This window comes from Thauera sp. 2A1 (assembly GCF_009469595.2).
Classification (GTDB): Bacteria; Pseudomonadota; Gammaproteobacteria; order Burkholderiales; family Rhodocyclaceae; genus Thauera.
Window position 1 is genome coordinate 235,581 of the sequence record NZ_SSXV01000004.1, and the last position, 25,727, is coordinate 261,307.

The following is a 25,727-nucleotide window of genomic DNA, read 5'->3' on the forward strand; positions in this document are numbered from 1 at the left end:
CTCGTCGCTTCCTCAGACCTTGGTCACCTTCACCGCGCACTTCTTGTAGTCGGTTTCCTTCGAGATGGGGCAGGTGGCGTCCAGCGTGAGCTTGTTCACCAACCGGCCCTCGTCGAAGAAGGGTATGAAGATCAAGCCCACCGGCGGCTTGTTGCGGCCGCGCGTCTCCAGCCGGGCGACGATCTCGCCGCGACGCGAGGCGACCTTCACCGTCATGCCGCGCTGCAGGCCGCGCTTGGTGGCATCGTCCGGATGCATGAAGATCTGTGCCTCGGGCACCGCCTTGTGCAGCTCGGGCACGCGGCGCGTCATCGAGCCGGTGTGCCAGTGCTCCAGCACGCGGCCGGTGCACAGCCACATGTCGAACTCGGCGTCGGGCTTCTCGGGAGGATCCTGGTAGGGCAGCGCGAACACCACCGCCTTGTTGTCCTTGTGGCCGTAGAACTTCACGCCCTCGCCGGTCTTCACGTACGGGTCGTAGCCCTCGCGGAAGCGCCACAGGGTTTCCTTGCCTTCCACCACCGGCCAGCGCAGGCCGCGCGCCTTGTGGTACATGTCGAAGTCTGCGAGGTCATGGCCGTGGCCGCGGCCGAACATCGCGTATTCCTCGAACAGGCCCTTCTGCAGGTAGAAGCCGAGTGCCTTCGACTCGTCGTTCATGTAGCCCTTGATGGCATGCCCGTTCGCCTTCTCGACGTCGGTGAGCGGGAACCTGTTCACCTGGCCATTGGCGTACAGCACGTCGAACAAGGTCTTGCCCTTGTACTCCGGCTTCTTCGCGATGAGTTCGGCCGGCCACACTTCCTCGACCTTGAAGCGCTTGGAGAACTCCATGTACTGCCACAGGTCGGACTTGGCCTCGCCCGGCGCGGACACCTGCTGGCGCCAGAACTGGGTACGGCGCTCGGCGTTGCCGAAGGCGCCTTCCTTCTCGGTCCACATCGCGCTCGGCAGGATCAGGTCGGCCGACAGCGCCGACACGGTCGGGTACACGTCCGACACGACGACGAAGGCTTCCGGATTGCGCCAGCCCGGGTAGACCTCGCCATTGACGTTGGGACCCGCCTGCATGTTGTTGGTGGTGGTGGTCCAGTAGCACTTGATCTTGCCGTCCTTCAGCGCGCGGCTCTGCGCCACCGCATGCAGGCCGACCTTGGCCGGGATGGTCCCTTCGGGCAGCTTCCAGATCTCCTCGGTATGGGCGCGGTGCACCGGGTTGGTGACGACCATGTCGGCCGGCAGGCGGTGCGAGAAGGTGCCGACTTCGCGCGCCGTGCCGCAGGCCGAAGGCTGGCCGGTGAGCGAGAACGGGCTGTTGCCCGGTTCGCTGATCTTGCCCACCAGCAGGTGGACGTTGTAGATCATGTTGTTCACCCAGGTGCCGCGGGTGTGCTGGTTGAAGCCCATGGTCCAGAACGACACCACCTTGCGGTTGGGGTCGGCATAGACCTCGGCCAGCCGCTTGAGCTTGTCCACCGGAACGCCGGACAGCTTGGAGGTGTATTCGGCAGTGTAGGTGGAGACGAACTTGGCGAACTCGTCGAAGCTGATGTCCTTGGCGGCGCCGGTGTCGCCCTTGGGCTTGCCCTCGGCGTCCGGATAGCCATTGTTGGTGGCCTTGGCCTCCAGCACATGGTTGGGACGCAGGCCGAAGCCGATGTCGGTCTCGCCCATCTTGAACTTGACGTTGCGATTGACGAAAGCGGTGTTGACCCGCTTGGTCTGGATGATGTGGTTGCAGATGTAGTTGAGGATCGCCAGGTCGGTCTGCGGCACGAAGATCATCGGGTTGTCGGCGAGCTCGTAGGAGCGGTGCTCGAAAGTCGACAGCACGTGAACTTCGGTGCCCTCCTTGGACAGGCGCCGGTCGGTAATGCGGCTCCACAGGATGGGGTGCATCTCGGCCATGTTCGAGCCCCACAACACGAAGGTGTCGGTGTTCTCGATGTCGTCGTAGCAGCCCATCGGCTCGTCGATGCCGAAGGTGCGCATGAAGCCCGCCACCGCGGAGGCCATGCAGTGGCGCGCATTGGGGTCGAGGTTGTTGGTGCGGAAGCCGGCCTTGTACAGCTTGGAGGCGGCGTAGCCTTCCCAGATCGTCCATTGGCCGGAGCCGAACATCGCGATCGAATCCGGTCCGGTGGCCTTGATCGCGGCCTTCCACTTCTCGGCCATGATGTCGAACGCCTGGTTCCAGGTGATGGGCGTGAACTCGCCGTTCTTGTCGTACTTGCCGTTCTTCATGCGCAGCAGCGGCTTGGTGAGGCGGTCGTCGCCGTACATGATCTTGGACAGGAAGTAGCCCTTGATGCAGTTCAGGCCGCGGTTGACGGGCGAATCGGGATCGCCCTGGGTGGCCACCACGCGCCCGTTCTGCACGCCGACGAGCACCGAGCAGCCGGTGCCGCAGAAGCGGCAGGCGGCCTTGTCCCAGCGCACCTTGGTCCCGTCCGGCCCTTTGGTCTGCGCCTCGGCGACCACCGGGATGCCGATGCCGGCGGTCGCCGCTGCGGCAGCGATCGCGTTGGTCTTGATGAATTCGCGTCGATCCATGGTCATTTCATGCCTCCAGATGTTCGAGACCTTCGTCGGTGTATTCGTAGGCGAGCGTCACGCCGTGGACTTTCGGTGCCATGTTTACGGCCACGATGGAATCGGCGACCGACCAGCCCTCACCGTCTTCCACGGTGACGATGATCTTGCCGGTCTCGGCCGACGCTCCATGCAGCTCGACGCCCGGAATGCGGCGCAGGGCCTCCTGCACCTCGGGGAAATCGCGCGGCATCGCCCGCACGACCAGACTTGCGATCTTCATTGCTTGACCTCCGTGAGGGCGTTCGTTTCGCGCGGATCCATGGGCGCGATCGCAATCGTGCGCACCGGGCAGGGTCCGAAGCAGGCGCCGCAGCCATTGCAGGCATCGATTTCCAGCGCCGGCAGCGCAACACCGCCGAGCCGTGGCCGGAAGCGGATGGCGCCGGTCGGGCAGGCCTCGCCGCAGATGCGGCACTCGACCCCCTGTGCAGCCAGGCAGGCATCGCCGATGCGCGCGCGCAACGGCCACGGCGCTGCGTCGTCGTCAGTGCGGAACAGCGCGCGGGGTTCGCAGCGGCTCAGGCACTCGCCGCAGAAAGTGCATTCGCCGCGACTGAAGTCGACCGCAGGGTAACCCCCGTCGGCGCGCACCAGGATGTGCGTGGGGCAGTGATCGATGCAGGCATTGCAGCGCGTGCAGCGCGCAGTGAAGTCGACCTCGTCCCGCGCCCATGGCGGACGCTGGGCGGCGGCCGCGTTCACGCGTCCGCGCAAGAAACCACGACGCGACAATGAGGCAGCGTCCACGACAAGCTCCAGGCAATCGACAGGGACGATTGAAAGCCATAACGCGAACGCGGCCATTGATTCCCATCAAGACTGCGCCCGCAACATGGGTTATTTCACGCGAAATTCGTTGCATGCACCGGCGCGCCCTTCGCCGCCGCGCCGCGTGCGGATCAACCGCGCAGATGCTCCACTGCCCACACCGCCGCCTCGACCCGCGAGCGCAGCTCGAGCTTGCGCAGGATATGCTTGACGTGCACCTTCACCGTGCCCTCGGCGATGTCGAGTTCCCGTCCGATGAGCTTGTTCGACAGGCCGGCGGCGATCTTCTCCAGGATGCGCGCTTCCTGCTCGGTCAACCCCGCCGCCGCCGCGGTATGCGGCCGGTTGTCGCCGCGCAGCGCGGCCGCCAGCAGATGGGTGAGCTGCTCGGACACCACGATGCGGCCCGCGGCGGCATCGCGCAATGCGGCCATCATCGCCTCCGGCTCCATGTCCTTCAGCAGGTAGCCGTCGGCGCCGGCCTGCAGCGCGGCGACCAGGTCGGCGGCGCGGTCGGACACGGTGATCATGACCACCCGCGCGTCGAGCTGTGCCGCGCGCAGGCCGCGCAGCACCTCGATGCCGCCCACGTCGCGCATGTTGAGATCGAGCAGTATCAGGTCAGGCTGCAGCTCCTGCGCCAGCGCCAGCCCCTCGGCGCCGCCGGCCGCTTCGCCCACAAGGTGGAAGGCCGGAATCGTTTGCAACATCTGCGCCAGCCCCTTGCGGAAGAGGGGATGGTCATCGACGATCAGGACGCGTTGCAGCTCATTGTTCAAAGGGGCTTCTCCAGGCTGGGAGCGACTGGCACAGGTTGGTGGCGCTCGGCGCGAAAGCGCAGGCTGACGCGTGTTCCGCGGCCGGGTCCGGCGCCGATCTCGAGTGTGCCGCCGAGGCCCCGCGCACGCTCGCGCATGATGGCGAGACCATGATGCTGCCACGGATCGGCCGGCGGCTCGCCCAGCCCGACGCCATCATCCTCGATCGTCACGCTGACCTCGTCACCGGCGTCGCATGACAGCGTCACCGACGCGCTGTGAGCGTGGGCGTGGCGCACCATGTTCGACAGGGCTTCGCGCACGATCTGCAGAACGTGGACTTCCTGGTTGGGACTCAGGGCACAGTCCGCCAGCCGGGTGCTGAGCTTTACGGTCACGCCGCCACGCGCGGCATGCTCCTGCACCGCCTCGCGCAGCAGGCTGGGGAAATCGCCCGACAGCTCGAGGCGGAAGGACACCAGCAGCTCGCGCAACTGGCGGTAGGCAGCGCTGATGCCCTCGCGCAGGTCGGTCAGTACGCGGGCGGCCTCCGCAGCGCGCGCCGGCTCGCCGAGCAAGGGCTGCAGCAGGCTGGCCTGGATCTTCATGTACGACAAGGCCTGCGCGAGCGAATCGTGCAGCTCGCGGGCGATCACCGAGCGCTCTTCCTGCAGCGCCAGAAGACGCTCCTGCTCGCCGCGGCGGGCGGCACCGAGCGCCATGCCGATGTGCCGCGTCAGCGCTTCGACGAGCTGGAACTGCCAGTCCTCGAGACGCGCACCGGCGGGCAGGGAGAGGCGCAGCATGCCATAGTGGTGTTCGCGGTCGCGCAAGGGCAGGCGCAGCAGTTCGGTTTCTCGCGCCGACCAGTCGAAGCTCGGCGTGCGCGCATTACGGCACGCGTCGCAGGCCGCGTCTCCTGCAGCGAGCCGGTCCGGACACGCGCCGAGGGTCGATGCGATCACCGCCGCAGGGCCGTCGTGGCGCGGCTCGATACACACGAAGCTGCCCGCAAGGCCGGCGATCTGGTCGATGTCGCGCAGCGTCGCCTCGTAGGCTTCGGGCGCGGTCGGCGTCTGGTACAGGCGCGCGATGGCGTGGTAGAGCAGTTCCAGCGAGCGGTTGGTGCGTTGCAGTTCGGCGGTCTTCTCCGCCACGCGCTGTTCCAGGGTCTGGTACTGGCGCGACATCTCGCTGGCCATCAGGTTGAAGGTGGCGCCGACGCGGCCCAGCTCGTCATGGCCGACATGCGCCACGCGTGCGGAAAGATCGCCCCGCGCGATCTCCCGCGCCGCACGCAAAAGCTCCATCAGCGGGCGGTGCACCGAGCGGTGAAGGAGCAGCAGTGCCACCGCGATGACGACGAGGACGGCGGCGATGGCGACGGCGAGGATCTGCCGCAGGTCGGCGATGCGCGCCTCGGTGTCCTGTTCGAGCACCGTCACCAGCGTGTCGAGCTGGTTGACGAAAGGATCGATTTCCACCAGCAGCCGCTCGACGTTGGCGCGCGCCAGCGGCGCCCCGCCTTCGCGCGCCGTCTCCTCGAGCCGCGGCCGCAGGCTGCTGCGCCAGGCCGCTTCGACACCACGATAAGTGGCGGCAAACAGGCCACCCGGGTCGCGCTGCAGGAAGCGCTGCAGCGCCGGATGCGCAAGGTCGCGCTCGAAATCGGCGATCGCCTCGCGCACCCGCTCGCCCGGCACGCCGTCGCTCAGCGCATCGGTGACGACGAGCGCGGTGACGCGGTAGGTCAGGCGGCGCAGGCTGCCGGCCACGTTGATCGCATTGGCGCTGCCCTGCATGCTCTCGGCCACCATCACCGACGCACTCATGCCGGCAAGGCCGATCAGGGCCAGCGCAACGAGCGCCAGGGCCACCACCAGCAGGATCGAGTGCCTGACGAGCGAGCGCGGCAGCTTCAGCGCCATACCATTCTCCTGTCGAACTGCGGCCGCCGGATCGTCCGCCACGTTGGATTCAGCGCGAATACCTCCTTCGAGGTATGGGATCCCACGAATGCTTCGGCGCGCTGCATTGGATACCGCCAGCATGGCAACTAGACTTCATGACAGCATCGCCGCGCACGGCGCCTCACTGTCCAGGAGCCACGAACATGCATTACGAGATTCCGGCACCTTCGATTCCCCAGCTCCAGCGCATTCCTCCTTTCGACCTGCTCACCGACGCCGCCCTCGCGCGCATGATCTCGGCTTCGAAGCTGATCCGTGCGGAACGCGGCGAAATTCTCGCACAGGCCCTGGACGTCGCCACTGGCGTGCATGTGATCCTCGATGGCGAGGTGCGCTGTGTCCTGCTGTCGCCGACGGGTAACGAAAAGCTCCTGCGTCTGGTGGGCTCCGGCGACCTCTGCGGCGAGGAGGCGGCGCTGCTCGGCCGCCCCTACATGGCGACCATCCAGGCGCAGCGCCGCAGCCGGCTGCTGGTCGTTCCGGTGGCCGCTTTCCGCCAGGCGATGGCCGAAACGGCCGCCTTCTCGCAGGCCATCACCGCGCGGCTGGCCGCCGCGGCCTACGAACTGATGGCCCACCTGCAGCTTTGCGTGCAATTGAACAGCACCCAGCGCGTCGCCCAGTATCTTGCCCAGCTCGCACCCGAAGACGCCGAGCAGTGGGAGATCCACCTGTCCAGCGACAAGCAGACGATCGCTGCGCAACTCAACCTCACGCCCGAGACGTTCTCCCGGGTGCTGTCGCGCTTTGCGCGCGACGGCCTGATCCGCACCGAAGGGCGCCGCCGGGTCGTTCTCGACAAGCTGTCGCAGTTGCGCAACTGCGCTGCGCATTGAGCATTCCGCGTGTCGCGCCGCTGGCGCACGCAGTGGCGGCGTGCAGCATCACACCGCGATGGGTTCGATCGCCGCCTGGTGAGCCGGCACAGCCAGCCAGCGGCCGAGCATGCGCCAGGTATCGAGCTCGAAGCGGCGTTCGGCGGCCGCAAGCAGGGCCGGCAGTTCTTCGCGCCGCTCGACGCTGCCCAGGTGGCACCAGTGGTCGAACGCATGGAAGGCCTCGCGCCCGCTGTCGGCGTGACGCTCGGCGACGATCACCGCCCCTGCCCAGGGCCAGCGCTTGAGCCCCGTCGACGCCAGCGCGCCCGCCAGCCGCGCATCGTGCTCCGCAACAGATTCACGCCCCGCGCACACGCCGGCGCAGCGCCGCGACAGATGCGCGGCGCAGGCGCCGCTGGTGCCGGGCTCGAGGCCAAGGCGGCGCGGGCACAAGCGGTACAGCAGCGCGAGCTCTCGCAGCAGGTTGTCGGCCTCGCGGCGGTTGCGGAAGGCGCCGTGGAGCCCTTCCCAGCCCAGCGGGTCGGTGCCGGCGATCGGCACCCGTTCGTAGATCGGCGCACGCTTGCGGTTGGCGATCAGGCGCAGGGCGAAGGCAGCCTCGCCCGACTCCGCGACGCGGTTCGCCGTCGGACGCAACTGCCGCAGCAGTTCAGCCTCGAGCAGCAGCGCGCCGAGTTCACCCGCCGTCTCGATCCAGTCCACCCGCCTCACCTGGCGTGCGAGCTCGGCGTCGCGGCCCTTTGCCCCGGCGGAGAAATGCTCCCGTACCTTGCCGCGCAGGTTGAGGCTGCGGCCGACGTAAAGCGGGCGATCGCTGCGCCCGGCAGGCGGCGGCTCGGGCTCGGCGTGGAAGAGATAGACGCCGGGCGAGTCCGGCACCGCTTCCAGCATGCCTTCGGGCAGGCCCGGGGGATGCGGTGCCGCCTTCATGGCGCGGTCTGCCGCGCGTGCAACGACTTCCGGCGCGAAACGTTCGCTCATCAGCCGCGCGAACTGCCACAGCACCTCGGTATCGCCCATCGCGCGGTGGCGCGCGTCGCACACCAGCCCATGACGCTCGATCAACGCGTCGAGTCCGTGGCGGTGATGCTCGGGATGCAGGGCGCGCGACAGCTTGACGGTGCACAGCACCGGCGCGTCGAACGTACGGCCTGCACGCGCGAACTCGTTCTTGATGAAGCCGTAGTCGAAGCGCGCGTTGTGCGCGACGAACACGCAGTCCTCGAGCAGCATCGCGACGCTGTCGGCCAGCGCGGCAAAAGGCGGCGCCTGTGCCACCATGTCGTCGGTGATGCCGATGAGGTCCTGGATCATGCGCGGGATGGGCATGCCGGGATTGACCAGGCTCTCCCAGCGCGCCACCACCTGTCCTTCTTCGACACGCAGGATGGCGATCTCGGTGACGCGGTCGCGCACCGGATGGGCACCGGTGGTCTCGACGTCGATGAAGGCAAGCCGCGCCGGCAGGCCCGCTGACAGGCTCATCGCTTCAGGCGTTCCTGCGCAAGGAGGACGCACAAAAGCGCGTGGGCAGGACAAGCCCGCCCACGCGTCCTGCACTGCATGCCCGCGCCCGGCCCGCAAGCGGCCGGCGCGGCACCGTGATCAATGATTGGCGTCGTAGTAGTACGCCTTCACCGGCACGCAGCTTTCCGAGAAGCGACGCTGCTCCTCCAGCGTTTGCGGCTTGTCCCACCATAGCGCACGCCCCTTCTTCTGCTCGGTGAGTTCCTGCGGGTTCTTCTGCAGCCATTCGCGCATGAACTTGGTGTGATCGGATTCGTACGTCGCCATGTCGGCCCTCTCCCAATGAATGGGCGAGATTCTAGCCGATCGGCCCGCCGCTGCGTTCAGCCGACGCGGCCGTCGCCGCGCACGCGGCCGATGCGCACCACTTCGGGGATGCGGCGCACCGCACGCATCACGCGCGCCAGGTGCATGCGGTCGCGCACCTGCAGCGTGAGGTTGAGCGCGGTGTATTCGCCCTGCTCGTTGTCCATATTCACCGTCTGGATGTTGCAGTCTTCCTCGGAGATCGAGCTTGCGACCTTGGCCAGCACGCCGCGCTGGTTCTGGGTCAGCACGCGGATGCGGACGTCGAACAGGCGCTCGCTGCCGGGCTCCCATTCCACATCGACCCAGCGCCCGCGGTCGCCGCGCAACTTGGCGACGGCAGGACAGTCGTGCAGGTGCACTTCCAGCCCCTGGCCCTTGCGTATCGTGCCGATGATGGGGTCGCCCGGAATCGGATTGCAGCAGCGCGCCAGTTGCACCGCGATCCCTTCCGAGCCGCGGATGGTGATCGCACCCGCCGGCTTGGGCTTGACCACGTCGGGGCGGCCGGACTCCATGTCCTGGGCCTGGGACAGGCGCCGCGCGATGATCGCCGGCAGCCGCTTGCCAAGGCCGAGGTCAGCAAAGACTTCCTTCTTGTTGCGCACGCCGCGGTCGCGCAGGAAGCGGTCCCAGGCGAAGGTGGAGATCTGCCCCAGCGTGAGGCCGTGCGGCCGCAGCGCCTGGTTGAGCAGGCGCTCGCCCAGCGCCACCGATTCGTCCTGCTGCGCGCTCTTCATGAAATGGCGGATCTGCGCGCGCGCCTTGCCCGTGCGCACGTAGGACAGCCAGGCCGGGTTCGGGTTGGCATGCGCCGCGGTGATGATCTCGACCTGGTCGCCATTGCGCAGCTCGCTGCGCAGCGGCATCAGGTCGCCGTTGATGCGGCACGCGACGCAGCGGTTGCCGACGTCGGTATGCACCGCGTAGGCGAAGTCCACCGGCGTCGAGCCCTTGGGCAGCGAGAAGATCTTGCCCTTGGGCGAGAACGCATAGACCTCACCCGGGAAGAGGTCGATCTTGACGTGCTCGAGGAATTCCGTGGCCTCGCCGGAAGCCGACTGCAGCTCGAGCAGCGACTGCAGCCAACTGTGCGTCTTCTGCTGCAGCTCGGTGAGGGTCTTCTCGTCTTCCTTGTACAGCCAGTGCGAGGCGACGCCGGCCTCGGCGATGTGGTGCATCTCGCGCGTGCGGATCTGCACCTCGACCGGCATGCCGAAGGGGCCGATCAGCGTCGTGTGCAGGCTCTGGTAGCCGTTGGCCTTGGGGATGGCGAGATAGTCCTTGAACTTGCCCGGCACCGGCTTGTACATCGAGTGCAGCGCGCCCAGCGCCAGATAGCAGCTCGGCACGTCCTTGACGATGACGCGGAAGCCGTAGATGTCGAGCACCTGCGAAAACGACAGGTGCTTCTCCAGCATCTTGCGGTAGATGCCGTACAGGTGCTTCTCGCGGCCCTGCACCTCGGCCTCGATGCCCCATTGCGGCAGGCGCTCCTCGAGCGCGGCGAGCACCTTGCCCACCACTTCGCGGCGGTTTCCGCGTGCGGCGCGGATCGCCTTCGACAGCACGCGGAAGCGCAACGGGTACTTGTGCTCGAACGACAGCTCCTGCAGCTCGCGGAACAGGTCGTTGAGGCCGAGCCGGTTGGCGATCGGCGCGTAGATCTCGAGCGTCTCGTTGGCGATGCGGCGGCGCTTGGCCGGCCGTACCGCGTCGAGCGTGCGCATGTTGTGCATGCGGTCGGCGAGCTTGATCAGGATCACGCGCAGGTCGCTGGCCATCGCCAGCAGCATCTTGCGGAAGTTCTCCGCCTGCGCTTCCTCGTGCGAGCGGAATTCGATCTTGTCGAGCTTGGACAGGCCGTCGACCAGCTCCGCCGACACCTTGCCGAAGCGCTCGGCGATCTCCGCCTTGGCGATGTGGGTGTCTTCCATCACATCGTGCAGCAGCGCGGCGATCAGGGCCTGGGGGTCCAGGTGCCAGTCGGCGACGATGGAGGCGACGGCGACCGGGTGCGAAATGTAGGGGTCGCCGCTGATGCGGAACTGGCCGTTGTGGGCGTTGGCGGCAAAGTGGTAGGCGGCCTCGACGCGACCGACGTCCTCGGCCCTGAGGTAGCCGGAAATCTTCTCCTTCAGCTGCGCGAAATCAAGCGCGAGCACCGGAGACGCCGGCGGGATGGCCAGCGGCGGGGGAATGGTCACGTCACTGTCAGACATGGAATTCCCCCGGGGTCAGCCTCAGGCCTGGCCTCGATTGAGCATCTCGAGGCCGACCTTGCCGGCTGCGACTTCGCGCAGCGCGATGACCGTGGGCTTGTCCTTGTCGTGCGGGTCGATGTCGATCTGCGGCGAGCTGCCGATGGTGAGCTGGCGCGCCCGGTAGGTCGCGGCAAGGGTCAGCTGGAAGCGGTTGGGAATCCTTTTCAGGCAGTCTTCGACGGTGATGCGGGCCATGTTCAATCCTGTTCGAGAAAGTCGAAATATTGCGGGTGGCGCAGGTGCTGGGGAGCGTAGCGCAGCCTTGCGGCCCGCACCACGGCAACCAGATCTTCAAGTGCCTCCTGCAACTCATTGTTAATTATAACGTAGTCGAACTCCGCCACATGGCGCATCTCGCCACGCGCCGCCAGCAGCCGGCGGCTGATGACGTCGTCACTATCGGTGTTGCGTCCGCGCAGGCGCTTTTCCAGCTCATCCAGCGAAGGCGGCAGGATGAACACGCCCACCGCATCGGGGAAGGCCTTGCGCACCTGCTGGGCACCCTGCCAGTCGATCTCGAGCAGGGTGTCGCGCCCGGCGGCCACCTGCTCCTTCAACCAGACCTTGGAAGTGGCGTAATAATTCCCATGCACTTCGGCCCATTCGAGGAACTCGCCGCGGTCGCGCAGCGCGCGGAAGGTCGCCAAATCGACGAAGTGATACTCGCGGCCGTTCTGCTCGCCCGCGCGCGGCGCGCGCGTGGTGAAGGAAACCGACAGTTGCACGCGCGCATCGCGCTGCAGCAGGCCGCGCACCAGCGTGGTCTTGCCGGCACCGGAAGGGGCAGTGACGACAAACAGCGTTCCCGGCATCTCTGGTGTCCTCACTCGATGTTCTGCACTTGTTCCCGCACCTGCTCGATCAGCACCTTCATCTCCATGGCGATGCCGGTGATGTCGGTCGCCGGCGACTTGGAGGCGAGGGTGTTGGCTTCGCGGTTGAGCTCCTGCATCAGGAAATCCAGCCGTTTGCCGGCAGAGCCGCCTGCCTTGAGGATGCGCTCGACTTCGTCCAGGTGGGTGGTGAGCCGCGTCAGCTCCTCGGCGACATCGATGCGCTGGGCGTAGAGCGCGACTTCCTGGCGGATGCGGTCCTCGTCGAGCGCGGCCACCGCCTCGCGCAGCCGGACGGTGAGCCTGTCCTGGTATTCGGCGACGATCAGCGGCATGCGCGGCGCCGCAGTGGCGACCAGCTCGCGCATGCGCACGACGCGCTCGCGGATCATGTCGGCGAGCTTGTCGCCCTCGCGGCGGCGGGTGGCCACGAACTCGTCGAGGGCCGCGTCGATGAGCGCGGCGATCGCCGGCTGCAGTTGCTCGAAGGCGAGGCTGTCGTCGGCCAGCATGCCGGGCCAGCGCAGCACGTCGGAGACCGACAGCGGCCTGGCATCGGGCATGCGCTCGCGCACCGCGGCCTGCGCCTCGGCCAGTTGCGCGATCAGCGCACCATTGATCGCCAGGCTGCGCGGCGCGGCGTCGTTGGTCTGCAGGTTGAGGCGGCACTCGACCTTGCCGCGCGTCAGGCGCGCACTGATGCGCTCACGCAGGGCCGGCTCGGCCTGGCGCAGGTCGTCGGCGATGCGGAAGGTGAGGTCGAGATAGCGCGAGTTGACGCTGCGCAGCTCGAGGTGAAGCGTGACGGCACCGAGGTCGCGGTTCTGTACCGCGAACCCGGTCATGCTGTGGACCATTCAAGTCTCCGGGAAGCTGCAGCGGTCGTGCCGCGATCGAGTAAACTGCAGCGTCCAGTCAGGAAAATGCGGCGGAAAGCCGAATCTTATCCCCGCCGAAGATGCCGCCTCAAGCCAACTGCGCGCTGCCTCAGGGTTACCAGCTCGATCGCTACCGGATCGAGCGCCAGTTGTCGGTCGGCGGCTTTTCCATCGTCTATCTCGCGGTCGACACCGACGGCACGCCGGTCGCGCTGAAGGAATACCTCCCCAACTCGATCGCGCTGCGCGCAGACGGGGGAATCGAGCCGCAGGTTTCGGAACAGAACCTGCCTGCCTTCCGCTACGGCATGAAGTGCTTCTTCGAGGAGGGCCGCGCCCTCGCCAAACTGATGCACCCCAACGTGGTGCGGGTGCTGAACTTCTTCCGCGCCAACGGCACCGTGTACATGGTGATGCAGTTCGAGCGCGGCCGCACCCTGCACGAATACATCCAGCGCCATCGCGAGGGCCTGCGCGAGAGCTTCATCCGCGCGGTGTTCGCGCGCATGCTCAACGGCCTGCGTGAAGTGCACGCGCACAAGCTGCTGCACCTGGACATCAAACCTTCCAACATCTACCTGCGCAACGACGGCACGCCGGTGCTGCTGGACTTCGGCGCCGCGCGGCAGACACTGATGACCGACCAGCCCATCCTGAAGCCCATGTACACGCCCGGCTTCGCCTCGCCCGAGCAGTACGAAGGCCGCAACGGCCTCGGGCCGTGGAGCGACATCTACAGCGTCGGTGCCAGCCTGCACGCCTGCATCACCGGCAGCGCGCCGCCGCGCGCCGACGAGCGGGTCAGACAGGACACGCTGCAGGCGCTGGCGAAGACGCAGGCCGGACGCTATTCGAACCATTTGCTCGGGCTGGTCGACTGGTGCCTGCGCATCGATCCGCTGCAACGGCCGCAGAGCGTCTACGCCCTGCAGAAGGCCCTGATGCAGTCCCAACCCGGCACCACGGCGCCGCCCCCCTGGTTCACCGACATCGGCACCCGCCTGAAGTCCTTCATCGGCCGCAAGTGAGGGCATGAGCATGCGTTTCACGATCTACCAGGAAAGCCGAATCGGCCAGCGCCGCAGCAACCAGGACCGCATCGCCTACTGCTATTCGCGCGATGCGCTGCTGATGCTGGTGGCCGACGGCATGGGCGGGCACCAGCACGGCGAGATCGCCGCGCAACTGGCGGCGCAGGTGATCACCCGCTCCTTCCAGCGCGACGCCCAGCCGGCCTTGCGCGAGCCCGCGCTGTTCCTGTCGCGCGCGCTGACCAACGCGCATCATGCCATCCTCGATTACAGCTTCGACCGCAAGCTGCCCGAATCCCCACGCACCACCATCGTCGCCTGCGTGGTGCAGGAAGGCGTGGCGTGGTGGGCGCATGCCGGCGATTCGCGCCTGTACCTGCTGCGCCACGGCCACATCCACGCGCAGACGCGCGACCACTCGCGGGTGCAGTTGATGATCGACCAGGGCCTGCTCGAGGCGCGCGAGGCGGTCAATCACCCCGGGCGCAACCGCATCTACTCCTGCCTGGGCGGCATGCAGCCGCCGCAGATCGAGTTCTCGCGCGGCACCCGGCTGTGCAATGGCGACGTCATCGCGCTGTGCAGCGACGGCGTCTGGTCGCCCGTTGGCGACGCGAGCCTGGTGCTCGGTCTGGCCGGCAAATCGGTCATGCAGGGCGTGCCCCTGCTGCTGGACCGTGCGGAAGCCAACGCCGGCGCCACCGCCGACAACTTGTCGCTGATCGCGATGTCCTGGCAGGACGAGTCCGCGCCGCCGGCGGTCGACAGCATTTCCACCCGCACCATGGCGCTGGACGAACACACCACCCGCATCGACCTCTTCCGGGGCGAGCGCCAGGCCGCGGCCGGCGCAGGCGTCGAGCTCTCCGATGAGGAAATCGAGCGCGCCATCGCCGAGATCAACGCCGCCATCAACAAATTCGACAAACCCTGACCGAGGACCACCATGCGACCCAGCCAGCGCCAGCCCGACGAACTCCGCCCCGTCCGCCTCACCCGCGGCTACACTCGCCACGCCGAAGGTTCGGTGCTGGTGGAATTCGGCGACACCCGCGTGCTGTGCACCGCCAGCGTCGAGGACAGCGTGCCCGGCTTCCTGCGCGGCAAGGGCCAGGGCTGGCTCACCGCCGAATATGGCATGCTGCCGCGCGCCACCCACACGCGCAGCGCGCGCGAGGCCGCCAAAGGCAAGCAGAGCGGCCGCACGCAGGAGATCCAGCGCCTGATCGGCCGCAGCCTGCGCGCGGTGGTGGACCTCGCCGCGCTCGGCGAGCGCCAGATCGTCATCGACTGCGACGTGCTGCAGGCCGACGGCGGCACCCGCACCGCGGCGATCACCGGCGCCTGCGTGGCGGTGCACGACGCGCTGCAGAAACTTGTCGCCGCGGGCAAGCTCCAACAAAGCCCGATGAGCGATTTCGTCGCTGCCGTGTCGGTCGGCATCCATCAAGGCGTGCCGGTGCTCGACCTCGACTATGCGGAAGACTCGGACTGCGACACCGACATGAACGTGGTGATGACCGCCGCCGGCGGTCTCATCGAGGTGCAGGGAACGGCGGAAGGCGCCACCTTCTCGCGCACCGAACTCAACGCGCTGCTCGATCTCGCCGAGGGCGGCATCCGACGCCTGAACGAACTGCAGCGCAGCGCCGTCTGCGGAGCCTGAGCCATGAGCAAACGACTTGTCCTCGCCAGCAACAACGCCAAGAAGGCCGCCGAGATGCAGGCGCTGCTCGCGCCGCTCGGCATCGAGGTGATCCCGCAATCCGCGCTGGGTGTCAGCGAAGCCGAGGAGCCGCATTTCACCTTCGTCGAGAACGCTCTGGCCAAGGCGCGCCATGCCGCTGCGGCGACCGGCCTGCCAGCGGTGGCGGACGACTCCGGCCTGTGCGTCGAGGCGCTGGGTGGTGCGCCCGGCGTGCAGTCGGCGCGCTTCGCCGGCGAGCCGAAGTCCGACGCGCGCAACAACGCCCTGCTGCTGCAAAAGCTGGCGGGCGTGAGCGACCGGCGCGCGTATTTCTACTCCAGCGTGGTGCTGGTGCGGCATGCGGAGGATCCGCGCCCGCTGATCGCCGACGGCGAGTGGCGGGGCACCATTCTCGAGGCGGCGCGCGGCGAAGGCGGTTTCGGCTACGACCCGTTGTTCTGGCTGCCCGACCTCGAACAGACTGCTGCCGAGCTGGACGCCAAGCTCAAGAACAGCCTGAGCCATCGCGGCGCCGCGATGCGCCATCTGCTCGACCGCCTGAAGCGGCATCCGCTGTGACGCGACCCACCCGATGACCGAACGCCGCATCATTCCGCTGCAACCTGCCGCTTCGCCGCAGCGCAGCCTGCCCCTGCCCGAGCGCCCGCAACTGAGCGTACCGCCGCCCTTGTCGCTGTACGTGCATTTCCCGTGGTGTGTGCGCAAGTGCCCTTACTGCGACTTCAACTCGCACGCGCCGCGCGGCGACGCCGGCATTCCCGAGGCGGCGTGGATCGACGCGGTGATCGCCGACCTGCAGGCGGCGCTGCCGCAGGTGTGGGGACGGCGGGTGCACAGCGTGTTCTTCGGCGGCGGCACGCCCAGCCTGATGTCGGCCGCGGGGCTGGACCGCGTGCTGACCGCCATCCGCATGCTGCTGCCGCTCGATCCGCTGGCCGAGATCACGCTGGAAGCCAACCCCGGCACGGTGGAGGCGGCGCGCTTCCGCGACTACCGCGGCGCCGGCATCAACCGGCTGTCGCTGGGCATCCAGAGCTTCGACGACGGCATGCTCGCGCGCATCGGCCGCATCCACGGCGGCGACGAGGCACGCCGCGCGATCGACATCGCGCAGACGCACTTCGAGCGGGTGAACCTCGACCTGATGTACGCGCTGCCCGAGCAGAGCCTGGACATGGCGCTGGCCGACCTGCGCACCGCGCTCGGCTTCGGCGCAAGCCATCTGTCCTGCTACCACCTGACGCTCGAACCGAACACGCCCTTCGCCCACCACCCGCCGCCCCTGCCCGACGACGACGTCGCCGCCGACATGCAGCAGGCGATCGAGGACACGCTGGCGGGCGCAGGCTTCGTGCACTACGAGACCTCCGCCTTCGCCCGCCCCGGCCAGCAGTGCGTGCACAACCTGAACTACTGGACTTTCGGCGACTACCTCGGCATCGGTCCCGGCGCGCACGGCAAGCTCTCCAGCCACGAAGGCATCCGCCGCGAGATGCGCCACAAGCACCCGACGCGCTACCTCGAAGGTGCCGCGCGCGGCGATTTCATCCAGGAAGCGCGCGAAGTCGGCACCGCCGAGTTGCCCTTCGAGTTCATGATGAACGCGCTGCGCCTCACCGACGGCGTGCCGGCGCACCTGTTCGCGGCACGCACCGGCGTGCCGCTCGCCGCCGTGGCGGACGAGCTGCGCCAGGCACGCGAGCGCGGCCTGCTCGACGCCAGCGACGCTCAGTTGCGCCCGACGCTGCAGGGCCAGCGCTTCCTCAACGAATTGCTGCAGGTGTTTCTGCGGGACTGATGGGCAACTTGCGGGAGATCGATGCGAGCCCGGTCTTCGCACTCGATATGCTGGAAGGCGGCTGCCAGTGCGCCAGCGCCCGTCTTCCGCGAGTGACGACTGTCGCCATCGGCGCCGCCACGAGCGGCCGGCGCCGAGCATCGTCCCGGCTCAGGCGTCGAGGGACGGATTCAGCGTGAAGGTGCCGGTGATCCTCGCCTCGGCCAGCACATGGCCGGCGATCGCCGCACGCACGTCACCGCCGGTGAAGCGGCCTTGGACGGCACAGCGCGGCACGTCCAGCGCGTACAGCGTGAACACGTAGTGATGGACGATCTCGTCGTTCCACGGCGGGCAGGGGCCGTCGTAGCCGTGGTAGTCGCCCTTCATCGCCTCGTCGCCGGCAAACCAGGCGGTGTAGTCATTCACACCGTGACGCGCGCCGAGCGCCGCCTCGGGGCCGGGCTTGCCGCCCGGCGTGACTTCGGACGAGAAGTGGCCGGCGGCGATCTCGCGCAGCTCGGCCGGCAGGTCCACCACCACCCAGTGGAAGAAATCGATGCGCGGCAGGCTGGCCGGCACGGTGCGGCCTTCCTGGTTGACGTCGTCGCCGCGGCTGGGGACGTCGGGGTCGTGGCAGATCAGCGCGAAGGATTTCGTTGCCGCGGGAACGTCCGTCCAGGCGAGCTGCGGGTTCAGATTCTTGCCCAGGCAGACATGGCCCTCGGCCGCCGGAATGCAGAAGGCGAATTCGCCGGGGATGCGCTGCCCATCCTTGAAGCTCTGGCTGCTGATTTTCATGCAGTGGTCTCCTTTATTGCGGTGTCGAGCATGCAGCCTGCGGCAGCCATCCGGCCAGCCGCAGGCTCAGGGGGATTCACACAGGCAATGCACGTAGCGGTGCTGCGGATCGTTCCAGCGCGTCAGCTCGCGCGCGCCGCGCTGCATGTCCGCCAGGGTGGCGCCAAGCGGCGATGCCGCCCCTTGGTCGAAGCCCTGCAGCGCCTCGACCTTGCCCGCGAGGCCGATCAGGCGGCGCATCAGGCGCTGCTCGATGGACTCGATCGCCTCCGGCCACACCACCTCGTAATCGCTGAGCCCGGCGCGGCGCGCCGTCGCCGCGAGCGCGGCGTCGAGACCACCGACCTGATCGACGAGGCCGAGACCCGCGGCAGCCTGTCCCGTCCACACGCGGCCGCGCGCCACCTTGTCGACATCGGCAACGCTCATGCGGCGCGACTTCGCCACCGTGTCGAGGAAACGCCGGTAGCCATGCTCGATGCCCAGTTGCATCGCCTCGGCGGCCGCCGGATCGAGCGGCCGGCGCGGATCAAAGGACGCCGCGAGCGGCGATGTCGCCACCCCGTCCACGCTGATGCCCAGGCGCTTGAGCGGCTCGTCGATTTCCGGGAAGAGAGCGAAGATGCCGATCGAGCCGGTGAGCGTGGCCGGCGCCGCCCAGATCTCGTCGGCACCGGCGGCGATCCAGTAGCCGCCCGAAGCCGCCACCGAACTCATCGACGCCACCACCGGCTTGCCGGCCTGCCGCGTCAGCTCCAGCTCGCGGCGGATCAGTTCGGACGCGAAGGCGCTGCCGCCGGGGCTGTCGATGCGCAGCAGCACGGCCTTCACCGCGTCGTCCTCGCGCGCCTCGCGGATGAGCCGCGCGTAGGTATCGCCCGCCACCACGCCGGCGGGTTCTTCGCCGTCGATGATGGTGCCCTGGGCGACGATCACCGCGATGCGATCGCTCACCGCCGGACGCGCCCGGCGCACCGCCTCGAGGTAGGCGTCGGCCTCGATCTGGCGGAAATCCTTGCCCGCGCTATCGCGACCGACGCGCTCCATCAACAGGGCGCGCCACTGGTCGCGCGTGCTGAGGCGATCCACCAGGCGCGCGTCGAGCGCCGCCTGCGCGGCATCGCCGCTGGCCGCAGCGAGCACGTCGCGATAGCCGTTGACGTAGGCATCCACCGCATCCGGGGTGAGCTTGCGGCTGCTGGCCACGGCGTCGCGGAGCTGCGTCCACAAGCCCTCGAGCAGGTCGCGCGAAGAGGCGCGGTCCTCCTCGGACATGTCGTTGCGGGTGAAAGGCTCGGCGAAGGACTTGTACTCGCCGACGCGGAACACGCGCACCTTGATGCCCAGGCGGTCGAGGGCGTCCTTGAAGTACATGCCATAGCGCGCCAGGCCGCGTATCAGCACGAAGCCGTCCGGCGCCAGGTGCACCTCGTCGGCGACGGTGGCCAGGTAGTACTGCGCCTGGTCGTAGTGATCACCGCGCGCCAGCACGGGCTTGCCCGACGCCTTGAAGGCGGCGATGGCCTCGCGCAGTTCGGAGAGCTTGGACAGACCGGCGCCTTGCAGGCGGTCGGTCTCGATCACCAGCGCGGCGATGCGCTCGTCGCCGGCCGCCGCGCGGATGGCCTCGAGCTGTTCCGAAAGCACCACCCGCCCCGCCGACACGCCGCCGGCGCGCAGCAGGGCGAAAGGCTCGTCGAGCACCGCCTGTTCGACGATGGTGCCGGTCGGCCGCAGCACCAGCGCGGCGCCCTGCGGCACCTGCGGCGCGGGATGCATGAAGATGGCGACGAAGACGCCGAACATCAGTGCGACGAGCAGGTAGATCATGCCGCGCGCGAAGAACCCGATGCTGCGGCCGATGAAGCGCAGCACCCCCAGCACGAAGCGGTACAGCTTACGGATCACGCCGCGCTCTCCTTCATCCGCCGCGCCGGCGGAACAGAAGATCCCACACGCCGTGACCCAGCTTCAGGCCGCGGTTCTCGAACTTCGTCAGCGGCCGGTAGTCGGGACGAGGCGCGAAGCCGTCGGCGGTGTTCTGCAGCGCCGGCTCGGCGGAGATCACCTCAAGCATCCAGTGCGCGTAATCTTCCCAGTCGGTGGCGCAATGCAGGTAGCCGCCGGGCGCGAGCTTCTGCGCCACCAGCGCGACGAAATCCGGCTGGATGATGCGGCGCTTGAAGTGGCGCTTCTTGCGCCAGGGGTCGGGGAAGAAGATGTGCACACCGGCGAGCGCGCCGTCGGCGATCATGTCGCGCATCACCTCGACCGCGTCGTGCTGCATGATGCGCAGGTTGGTCAGATGGCCCTCGGCGATCAGCTTGCACAGGGCGCCCACGCCCGGCGTATGCACTTCGATACCGAGGAAGTCGTGGCCGGGCATTGCCGCGGCGATCTTCGCGGTGGTTTCGCCCATGCCGAAGCCGATCTCGAGGATCTTCGGCGCCTGGCGGCCGAAGGCGGCATCCAGGTCCAGCGGCGCGGCGCGGTAGTCGATGCCGACTTTCGGCAGCATGTCGTCCAGATAGCGCTGCTGCGCTTCCGACATGCGTCCCTGGCGCAGCACGAAGCTGCGGATGCTGCGACTGGAGAAGCGGTGCTCCGGACTGTCGCGGCCGATGATCTCGACGCCGGCCACCTGCTGCGGGTCGGCGGCCGCGTCGTCATTGCGCACTTCACTCATGAACCGATCAGCCCCTGGGTCGGCGAGCTCGGGTCGGCCGAGTAGAACTTGCGCGGCATGCGCCCGGCAAGGAAGGCCTCGCGGCCGGCCTCGACCGCCTTCTTCATCGCGCTCGCCATCAGCACCGGGCGGCCGGCGGCAGCAATGGCAGTGTTCATCAGCACGCCGTCGCAGCCCAGCTCCATCGCAATGGCGGCATCCGACGCGGTGCCCACGCCGGCATCGACCAGCACCGGCACCTTGGCGTTGTCGATGATCAGGCGCAGGTTCCACGGGTTGAGGATGCCCATGCCGGAACCGATCAGCGAGGCCAGCGGCATCACCGCGACGCAGCCGATCTCTTCGAGCATCTTCGCCTGGATGGGGTCGTCGGCGCAGTACACCATGACGTCGAAGCCGTCCTTCACCAGCGTCTCGGCGGCCTTCAGCGTCTCGGGCATGTTGGGGAACAGCGACTTGGGGTCGCCGAGCACTTCGAGCTTCACCAGCGCGTGGCCATCCAGCAGCTCGCGCGCCAGGCGCAGCGTGCGCACCGCATCGTGGGCGGTGTAGCAGCCGGCGGTGTTGGGCAGGATGGTGAATTTCTCCGGCGGCAGCACGTCGAGCAGGTTGGGCTCGCCCGGGTTCTGGCCGATGTTGGTGCGGCGGATGGCGACGGTGACGATCTCGGCGCCACTGGCGTCGATCGCTTCGCGCGTCTCGGCGAAATCCTTGTACTTGCCGGTGCCGACGAGCAGGCGGGAATGGTAGGACTTGCCGGCGATGACCAGGGGGTCGTTCATGGTGGGGACCTGGATGCAGAGTTTGAATTGAGGCCGGATAGTGGCACTGCCCGAAGAGAACCTTTTGACCCCTCCCCCTTCGAGGGGAGGGAGCGGTCGCTCACCCGCCGCCCACGGCGACGACGATTTCGAGGCGGTCGCCGTCGGCGAGTTTCACGTCGGCGTGGCGCGCCTTGGGCACGATCTCGCCGTTGCGTTCGACCGCCAGCCGCTTGCCGACGAGGCCGCGGGACTCGAGCAGGGCGAGGACGGTGAGTTCGGCTTGCAGCGCTTCGCGCTGGCCATTGACGGTGACCTGGATCATGGTGTGCGGGGCTTGCGTGGCGGGGGTGACGAACAAAAATCTTATCACGCCGGCGGTTTGACTTTTCCCGGGCAGGGCGCTACTTTCGCCCGATAGCGCTGATTTGAACCAACAGCTTGCGGGCGCTCAATAAATTCGGCTAAAGCGAGGGCGACCCAGTCCGCGTTTGAAGCCGGCTGGGTTTTTTGTTTCAAGACGACGACCATGATCCAACCCCAATCCGTCGGCACCGTCGCGCCGCAGCGGGCGCGCTTCACCGAGCCGCTGCCCTTGCGCAGCGGTGGCACGCTGAACGACTACGAACTGGTGTACGAAACCTACGGCACGCTCAACGCCGCGCGCAGCAACGCGGTGCTGGTGTGCCACGCGCTGTCCGGCTCCCACCACGTGGCCGGCACCTACGCCGGCCAGCCGGGCAGCACCGGCTGGTGGGACAACCTCGTCGGCCCGGGCAAGCCGCTCGACACGCGCAAGTTCTTCGTCATCGGTGTGAACAACCTCGGCAGTTGCTACGGCTCGTCCGGCCCCAACACGATCAACCCGGCCACCGGCAAGCTGTGGGGCGCGGATTTCCCCTTCGTCACCGTCGAGGACTGGGTGCACAGCCAGGCGCGGCTCGCCGACCTGCTCGGCATCGAGCGTCTCGCCGCGGTGATCGGCGGCAGCCTGGGCGGCATGCAGGCGCTGTCATGGACGCTGCAATACCCCGAGCGCGTGGGCAACGCCGCGGTGATCGCCTCGGCGCCCAAGCTCACCGCGCAGAACATCGCCTTCAACGAGGTCGCGCGCCAGGCCATCCTCACCGACCCCGACTTCCACGGCGGCCACTACTACGAGCACGGCATCGTGCCCGAGCGCGGCCTGCGCCTGGCGCGCATGATCGGCCACATCACCTACCTGTCGGACGACGCGATGGCGGAGAAATTCGGCCGCAGCCTGCGCCACGGCAAGGCGGTGTACAGCTACGACGTCGAGTTCGAGATCGAATCCTACCTGCGCTACCAGGGCGAGAAGTTCGCCGGCTTCTTCGACGCCAACACCTACCTGCTGACGACCAAGGCGCTCGACTACTTCGACCCCGCCTTCGAGCATGGCGGCAACCTCAACGCGGCGCTGGCACGCGCGACTGCCGACTTCCTGGTTGTGTCGTTTTCCACCGACTGGCGCTTCGCGCCGGAGCGTTCGCGCGAGATCGTGTACGCGCTGCTGCACAACCGGCGCAACGTGAGCTACGCGGAGATCGACAGCGTGGCCGGCCACGACTCCTTCCTGCTCGACGATGCGCGCTACCACGCGCTGCTCGGCGCCTGGTTCGACCGCCTCGAGGTGTAATGATGTCTGCCTACCGTTACGACTACGAAGTGATCACGCAGTGGATCGAGCCCGGCGAGAAGGTGCTCGATCTCGGCTGCGGCGACGGCAGCCTGCTCGGACACCTGATGAAGGTGCGCCAGGTCCAGGGCTATGGCGTCGAAAACGATCCCGACAAGCTGGTGAGCTCGATCCGCAGCGGCATCAACGTGATCCAGATGGACATGGAGAAGGGCCTCACCGGTATCGAGAACGGCTTCTTCGACCACGTCATCATGAGCCTGTCGCTGCAGGCGATGCACAACACCCAGGGCATCCTGGCGGAGATGCTGCGCGTCGGCCGCGAGGCGGTGGTGAGCTTCCCCAACTTCGGCTACTGGCGCCACAGGCAGAGCATCCTCAACGGCCGCATGCCGGTGTCGGAGAGCCTGCCGCACCAGTGGTACAACACGCCCAACGTGCGCTTCTTCACCATCGCCGATTTCGACGCGCTGTGCGACATGAACGGCATCGCGGTGCGCGAGCGCCTGGCCTTCGACGAGGGCAAGCTGGTGCTGGAGGAACCCAACTTCCTCGCCAGCGTGGCGGTGTACCGGCTCGGTCGCAACGGCTGAGCGCCGGCGCGGGACTTGGCGAAACCTTGTCGCGGCGGGTGCCGATACTGGATTGAGCTGAACTGAGCGCGGAACCGCGAACGCCGGCCGCGGAAGGAGATCGCGATGGGCGAGTCCAGTGCTGCGACCCTGATCGCCACCGGGATGCTGCCGTTCGTGGTGCTGGTGAGCGCGGCGCTCACCGCGCCGGTGTCGATGGCGCTGCTGGCGCTGTACCGACGCGCAGTGCTGCGCTCGATGGCCGAAGGCGGCGAGGCGGCCACCGACGCTCGTCCCGAAGCGCCCGCCGCCGTGCTGCCACCGCCCGCAGTCGAACTGCAGCTCGAGTTTTTCACCGGGCCGGCAAGGTCGGTGCCCGCAGCCGCCCAGGTGCGGGCAGCGCGCGCGCTGAGGCGCGCGGGCGCGGTGCAGCTCGCCGGCGGCATCGCCTACGCGGCCGTGCTGGCTGCGGCGTGGATGGTGTTCACGCTCGATTCGGGCCTGCCGCTGATGCGCTTCCTGTGGCTGCTGGTGTGCCACGCCTGGCCCGCGGTGCTCGGCATCACCCTCGTCGTCGCGGCGACGCGGCGCCAGCGGCTGCAGATCGCCGGGCTTTATTTCGCGCTGCTGATGGCGCTGGCGATCGTCGCGCTGGCACGCAACCCCGAGCTGACGGCCGCACAGGCAGCCGGCTTCTGGCTGCTCACCAATGCACCGCCGACGCTGCTGCTGCTCGCCTTCCTGCGCCGTCGCGTGCGCGCAGTCGGTCCGCTGGTGCTCGCCTTCATGGTCGTGGCGGTGACCGGCTCGCAGGTCGCGGTGAGCCTCGTCGGCCAGAGCGAGGCGGCGATGCGCGCGGCGGTGGCGACGGGGTCGCTGCTGGGGCTGGGCGGCACCGGCACCTTCTTCGCCCTGATGCTGGGCGGCATGCTGCTGGCCGCGTTCGCCGGCTGGCAGTGGCTGCAGTGGCTGGGCCGCCGGCACCTCGCGCGCCGCACCAGCGACCAGACCCTGACGCTGGACGCGATGTGGCTGCTGTTCGGCGTGGTGCATTCGATCGGGCTGGCCTTCGAAGGCATCCTGTGGACTTTCACCGGCCTCGTCGCCTTCGCCGCCTGCAAGCTGGTCACCCGCATCGGCCAGCCTGTCGCCACGCCCGGGCCGGACCCCGCGCAAGCACAGGACGAAGCACCATCGCTGCTGCTGCTGCGGGTGTTCGCGCTCGGCGCGCGCAGCGAGCGCCTGTTCGATGCGCTCACCACCCGCTGGTTGCGTGCCGGCGACATCAGCCTGATTGCCGGCCCCGACCTCGCAACCACCACGGTGGAGCCGCACGAATTCCTCGATTTCGTCGGCGGACGGCTGTCGCGCCAGTTCGTGCGCGACGAGTCGGACCTGCAGCGGCGGCTGAAGGAGCGCGCGCTGGGGCCGGACCCGGACGGCCGCTACCGCGTCAATGAATTCTTCTGCCACGCCGACACCTGGCAGCCGGCGATGCGGCGGCTGGCGGCGGGCGCCGATGCGGTGCTGATGGACCTGCGCAGCTTCTCGCCGGCCAATCAGGGCTGCCAGTACGAGCTGCAGCAACTGCTGGACGCGGTGCCGCTGGCGCGGGTGGTGTGCCTCATCGACGCGACGACCGATCGCGCCTTCCTCGAGGCGACGCTGCGCCGGCTGTGGCAGTCGGTCGCCGCCGACAGCCCAAATCGCGCACCGTCGGGCGCGCGGCTGCGGTTGCTGGCGGTCGACGCCAGCCGTGAATTCGATGTGGGGCCGCTGCTCGCCCTGCTGCACACCGCGGCCGCGCGGGCAGGCTGAGAGCGTGAGAGTTTTTCTCCAATCTCGCCAGGTTGTGCTGGGACTGGCATGCTCCGAGACATGAACGAGACCGAAGGTCATAACGGATCGCCGGCCAGCCTGTTCGATGACCTGCCGGCTGTCGAGGAACAACAGGTGATCGCGGCGAAGCAGGCGCGGGCGGCTTCACGCCGGCAAG

Annotated in this window: 26 protein-coding genes; 9 read left to right on the forward strand and 17 right to left on the reverse strand. The window is 68.1% G+C overall.

What is annotated here, in order from left to right:
- Positions 1–12: 12 nt before the first annotated feature.
- From napA to GH664_RS06065, 5 genes are all read right to left on the reverse strand, one after another.
- On the reverse strand, positions 13–2,559 hold the full coding sequence (gene napA, locus GH664_RS06045; RefSeq protein WP_153167147.1) for a nitrate reductase catalytic subunit NapA: 2,547 nt from the start codon (positions 2,557–2,559) through the stop codon (positions 13–15).
- 1 nt (position 2,560) lies between these two features.
- Entirely contained in the window at positions 2,561–2,815 is a 255-nt protein-coding gene (locus GH664_RS06050) for a chaperone NapD (RefSeq protein WP_153167148.1), read from the reverse strand.
- Positions 2,812–3,342, reverse strand: a complete 531-nt coding sequence (napF, locus tag GH664_RS06055; RefSeq protein ID WP_228111399.1) for a ferredoxin-type protein NapF — start codon at positions 3,340–3,342, stop codon at positions 2,812–2,814. The genes GH664_RS06050 and napF overlap by 4 nt, the downstream gene beginning before the upstream one ends.
- A 152-nt stretch (positions 3,343–3,494) precedes the next feature.
- A complete protein-coding gene (gene narL / locus GH664_RS06060; RefSeq protein WP_153167150.1) occupies positions 3,495–4,142 on the reverse strand; it encodes a two-component system response regulator NarL in 648 nt (215 codons plus the stop codon).
- Positions 4,139–6,049, reverse strand: coding sequence for an ATP-binding protein (locus tag GH664_RS06065; RefSeq protein ID WP_153167151.1), 1,911 nt, complete (start codon positions 6,047–6,049; stop codon positions 4,139–4,141). The genes narL and GH664_RS06065 overlap by 4 nt, the downstream gene beginning before the upstream one ends.
- Before the next feature lie 185 nt (positions 6,050–6,234).
- Here GH664_RS06065 and GH664_RS06070 point away from each other — a divergent pair, with 185 nt between their 5' ends.
- Complete coding sequence (locus tag GH664_RS06070; protein ID WP_153167152.1) at positions 6,235–6,927, forward strand: Crp/Fnr family transcriptional regulator; 693 nt, start codon at positions 6,235–6,237, stop codon at positions 6,925–6,927.
- A 48-nt stretch (positions 6,928–6,975) separates the two neighbouring features.
- Here GH664_RS06070 and GH664_RS06075 read toward each other — a convergent pair whose 3' ends face one another.
- From GH664_RS06075 to GH664_RS06100, 6 genes are all read right to left on the reverse strand, one after another.
- On the reverse strand, positions 6,976–8,415 hold the full coding sequence (locus tag GH664_RS06075; RefSeq protein WP_153167153.1) for an exonuclease domain-containing protein: 1,440 nt from the start codon (positions 8,413–8,415) through the stop codon (positions 6,976–6,978).
- 120 nt (positions 8,416–8,535) lie between these two features.
- Positions 8,536–8,724 (reverse strand): DUF3460 family protein, encoded by a 189-nt coding sequence (locus GH664_RS06080; RefSeq protein ID WP_153167154.1) that lies wholly within the window; start codon positions 8,722–8,724, stop codon positions 8,536–8,538.
- A gap of 56 nt (positions 8,725–8,780) precedes the next feature.
- Positions 8,781–10,985: a bifunctional (p)ppGpp synthetase/guanosine-3',5'-bis(diphosphate) 3'-pyrophosphohydrolase gene (locus GH664_RS06085; protein ID WP_153167155.1), complete on the reverse strand. Its 2,205-nt coding sequence runs from the start codon at positions 10,983–10,985 to the stop codon at positions 8,781–8,783.
- 21 nt (positions 10,986–11,006) lie between these two features.
- Positions 11,007–11,222 carry a DNA-directed RNA polymerase subunit omega gene (rpoZ, locus tag GH664_RS06090; protein ID WP_153167156.1) on the reverse strand — a complete coding sequence of 72 codons (216 nt, stop codon included), beginning with the start codon at positions 11,220–11,222 and terminating at the stop codon, positions 11,007–11,009.
- A gap of 2 nt (positions 11,223–11,224) precedes the next feature.
- Entirely contained in the window at positions 11,225–11,839 is a 615-nt protein-coding gene (gene gmk / locus GH664_RS06095; protein ID WP_153167157.1) for a guanylate kinase, read from the reverse strand.
- A gap of 11 nt (positions 11,840–11,850) precedes the next feature.
- Positions 11,851–12,717 carry a YicC/YloC family endoribonuclease gene (locus GH664_RS06100; protein WP_153167158.1) on the reverse strand — a complete coding sequence of 289 codons (867 nt, stop codon included), beginning with the start codon at positions 12,715–12,717 and terminating at the stop codon, positions 11,851–11,853.
- Positions 12,718–12,818: 101 nt separating this feature from the next.
- Between GH664_RS06100 and GH664_RS06105 the strand changes: the two genes are divergently transcribed.
- The 5 genes from GH664_RS06105 to hemW are packed head-to-tail and all read left to right on the forward strand — an operon-like array spanning position 12,819 to position 17,275.
- Positions 12,819–13,766 carry a serine/threonine-protein kinase gene (locus GH664_RS06105; RefSeq protein ID WP_153167159.1) on the forward strand — a complete coding sequence of 316 codons (948 nt, stop codon included), beginning with the start codon at positions 12,819–12,821 and terminating at the stop codon, positions 13,764–13,766.
- Positions 13,767–13,776: 10 nt separating this feature from the next.
- The gene (locus GH664_RS06110) at positions 13,777–14,703 is read left to right on the forward strand and encodes a PP2C family serine/threonine-protein phosphatase (RefSeq protein ID WP_153167183.1); all 927 of its coding nucleotides are present in this window, start codon (positions 13,777–13,779) and stop codon (positions 14,701–14,703) included.
- A 12-nt stretch (positions 14,704–14,715) separates the two neighbouring features.
- On the forward strand, positions 14,716–15,435 hold the full coding sequence (rph, locus tag GH664_RS06115) for a ribonuclease PH (protein ID WP_153167160.1): 720 nt from the start codon (positions 14,716–14,718) through the stop codon (positions 15,433–15,435).
- A 3-nt stretch (positions 15,436–15,438) separates the two neighbouring features.
- The gene (rdgB, locus tag GH664_RS06120; RefSeq protein WP_153167161.1) at positions 15,439–16,035 is read left to right on the forward strand and encodes an RdgB/HAM1 family non-canonical purine NTP pyrophosphatase; all 597 of its coding nucleotides are present in this window, start codon (positions 15,439–15,441) and stop codon (positions 16,033–16,035) included.
- A gap of 13 nt (positions 16,036–16,048) precedes the next feature.
- Positions 16,049–17,275: a radical SAM family heme chaperone HemW gene (gene hemW / locus GH664_RS06125; RefSeq protein WP_153167162.1), complete on the forward strand. Its 1,227-nt coding sequence runs from the start codon at positions 16,049–16,051 to the stop codon at positions 17,273–17,275.
- A 150-nt stretch (positions 17,276–17,425) separates the two neighbouring features.
- On the opposite strand, the gene GH664_RS06130 is transcribed toward hemW, so the two are convergent.
- The 6 genes from GH664_RS06130 to GH664_RS06155 form a co-directional block, all read right to left on the reverse strand.
- Positions 17,426–18,055 carry a YbhB/YbcL family Raf kinase inhibitor-like protein gene (locus GH664_RS06130; protein ID WP_153167163.1) on the reverse strand — a complete coding sequence of 210 codons (630 nt, stop codon included), beginning with the start codon at positions 18,053–18,055 and terminating at the stop codon, positions 17,426–17,428.
- Positions 18,056–18,121: 66 nt separating this feature from the next.
- Positions 18,122–19,963 carry a signal peptide peptidase SppA gene (gene sppA / locus GH664_RS06135; RefSeq protein WP_153167164.1) on the reverse strand — a complete coding sequence of 614 codons (1,842 nt, stop codon included), beginning with the start codon at positions 19,961–19,963 and terminating at the stop codon, positions 18,122–18,124.
- Between the two features lie 13 nt (positions 19,964–19,976).
- A complete protein-coding gene (gene trmB, locus GH664_RS06140; RefSeq protein ID WP_153167165.1) occupies positions 19,977–20,741 on the reverse strand; it encodes a tRNA (guanosine(46)-N7)-methyltransferase TrmB in 765 nt (254 codons plus the stop codon).
- Entirely contained in the window at positions 20,738–21,523 is a 786-nt protein-coding gene (locus GH664_RS06145) for a thiazole synthase (protein ID WP_153167166.1), read from the reverse strand. The genes trmB and GH664_RS06145 overlap by 4 nt, the downstream gene beginning before the upstream one ends.
- 100 nt (positions 21,524–21,623) lie before the next feature.
- On the reverse strand, positions 21,624–21,827 hold the full coding sequence (gene thiS, locus GH664_RS06150; RefSeq protein ID WP_153167167.1) for a sulfur carrier protein ThiS: 204 nt from the start codon (positions 21,825–21,827) through the stop codon (positions 21,624–21,626).
- Between the two features lie 44 nt (positions 21,828–21,871).
- Positions 21,872–22,033, reverse strand: coding sequence for a hypothetical protein (locus GH664_RS06155; RefSeq protein ID WP_153167168.1), 162 nt, complete (start codon positions 22,031–22,033; stop codon positions 21,872–21,874).
- On the opposite strand from GH664_RS06155, the gene GH664_RS06160 reads away from it, so the two are divergent.
- The 3 genes from GH664_RS06160 (at position 22,032) to GH664_RS06170 (ending at position 25,549) form a co-directional block, all read left to right on the forward strand.
- The gene (locus GH664_RS06160; RefSeq protein ID WP_153167169.1) at positions 22,032–23,159 is read left to right on the forward strand and encodes a homoserine O-acetyltransferase; all 1,128 of its coding nucleotides are present in this window, start codon (positions 22,032–22,034) and stop codon (positions 23,157–23,159) included. The two genes, GH664_RS06155 and GH664_RS06160, sit on opposite strands and share 2 nt — an antisense overlap.
- A 2-nt stretch (positions 23,160–23,161) precedes the next feature.
- Positions 23,162–23,752 carry a methionine biosynthesis protein MetW gene (metW, locus tag GH664_RS06165; RefSeq protein WP_153167184.1) on the forward strand — a complete coding sequence of 197 codons (591 nt, stop codon included), beginning with the start codon at positions 23,162–23,164 and terminating at the stop codon, positions 23,750–23,752.
- Positions 23,753–23,857: 105 nt separating this feature from the next.
- A complete protein-coding gene (locus GH664_RS06170) occupies positions 23,858–25,549 on the forward strand; it encodes a hypothetical protein (RefSeq protein ID WP_153167170.1) in 1,692 nt (563 codons plus the stop codon).
- Positions 25,550–25,727: the final 178 nt, after the last annotated feature.

Coding starts and splice junctions, on each gene's coding strand:
- napA (WP_153167147.1), bottom strand. CDS start 2,559: ATGACCATGGATCGACGCGAATTCATCAAGACCAACGCGATCGCTGCC.
- GH664_RS06050 (WP_153167148.1), bottom strand. CDS start 2,815: ATGAAGATCGCAAGTCTGGTCGTGCGGGCGATGCCGCGCGATTTCCCC.
- GH664_RS06065 (WP_153167151.1), bottom strand. CDS start 6,049: ATGGCGCTGAAGCTGCCGCGCTCGCTCGTCAGGCACTCGATCCTGCTG.
- GH664_RS06070 (WP_153167152.1), top strand. CDS start 6,235: ATGCATTACGAGATTCCGGCACCTTCGATTCCCCAGCTCCAGCGCATT.
- GH664_RS06075 (WP_153167153.1), bottom strand. CDS start 8,415: ATGAGCCTGTCAGCGGGCCTGCCGGCGCGGCTTGCCTTCATCGACGTC.
- GH664_RS06080 (WP_153167154.1), bottom strand. CDS start 8,724: ATGGCGACGTACGAATCCGATCACACCAAGTTCATGCGCGAATGGCTG.
- GH664_RS06085 (WP_153167155.1), bottom strand. CDS start 10,985: ATGTCTGACAGTGACGTGACCATTCCCCCGCCGCTGGCCATCCCGCCG.
- rpoZ (WP_153167156.1), bottom strand. CDS start 11,222: ATGGCCCGCATCACCGTCGAAGACTGCCTGAAAAGGATTCCCAACCGC.
- gmk (WP_153167157.1), bottom strand. CDS start 11,839: ATGCCGGGAACGCTGTTTGTCGTCACTGCCCCTTCCGGTGCCGGCAAG.
- GH664_RS06100 (WP_153167158.1), bottom strand. CDS start 12,717: ATGGTCCACAGCATGACCGGGTTCGCGGTACAGAACCGCGACCTCGGT.
- GH664_RS06105 (WP_153167159.1), top strand. CDS start 12,819: ATGCCGCCTCAAGCCAACTGCGCGCTGCCTCAGGGTTACCAGCTCGAT.
- GH664_RS06110 (WP_153167183.1), top strand. CDS start 13,777: ATGCGTTTCACGATCTACCAGGAAAGCCGAATCGGCCAGCGCCGCAGC.
- rph (WP_153167160.1), top strand. CDS start 14,716: ATGCGACCCAGCCAGCGCCAGCCCGACGAACTCCGCCCCGTCCGCCTC.
- rdgB (WP_153167161.1), top strand. CDS start 15,439: ATGAGCAAACGACTTGTCCTCGCCAGCAACAACGCCAAGAAGGCCGCC.
- hemW (WP_153167162.1), top strand. CDS start 16,049: ATGACCGAACGCCGCATCATTCCGCTGCAACCTGCCGCTTCGCCGCAG.
- GH664_RS06130 (WP_153167163.1), bottom strand. CDS start 18,055: ATGAAAATCAGCAGCCAGAGCTTCAAGGATGGGCAGCGCATCCCCGGC.
- trmB (WP_153167165.1), bottom strand. CDS start 20,741: ATGAGTGAAGTGCGCAATGACGACGCGGCCGCCGACCCGCAGCAGGTG.
- GH664_RS06145 (WP_153167166.1), bottom strand. CDS start 21,523: ATGAACGACCCCCTGGTCATCGCCGGCAAGTCCTACCATTCCCGCCTG.
- thiS (WP_153167167.1), bottom strand. CDS start 21,827: ATGATCCAGGTCACCGTCAATGGCCAGCGCGAAGCGCTGCAAGCCGAA.
- GH664_RS06160 (WP_153167169.1), top strand. CDS start 22,032: ATGATCCAACCCCAATCCGTCGGCACCGTCGCGCCGCAGCGGGCGCGC.
- GH664_RS06155 (WP_153167168.1), bottom strand. CDS start 22,033: ATGGTCGTCGTCTTGAAACAAAAAACCCAGCCGGCTTCAAACGCGGAC.
- metW (WP_153167184.1), top strand. CDS start 23,162: ATGTCTGCCTACCGTTACGACTACGAAGTGATCACGCAGTGGATCGAG.
- GH664_RS06170 (WP_153167170.1), top strand. CDS start 23,858: ATGGGCGAGTCCAGTGCTGCGACCCTGATCGCCACCGGGATGCTGCCG.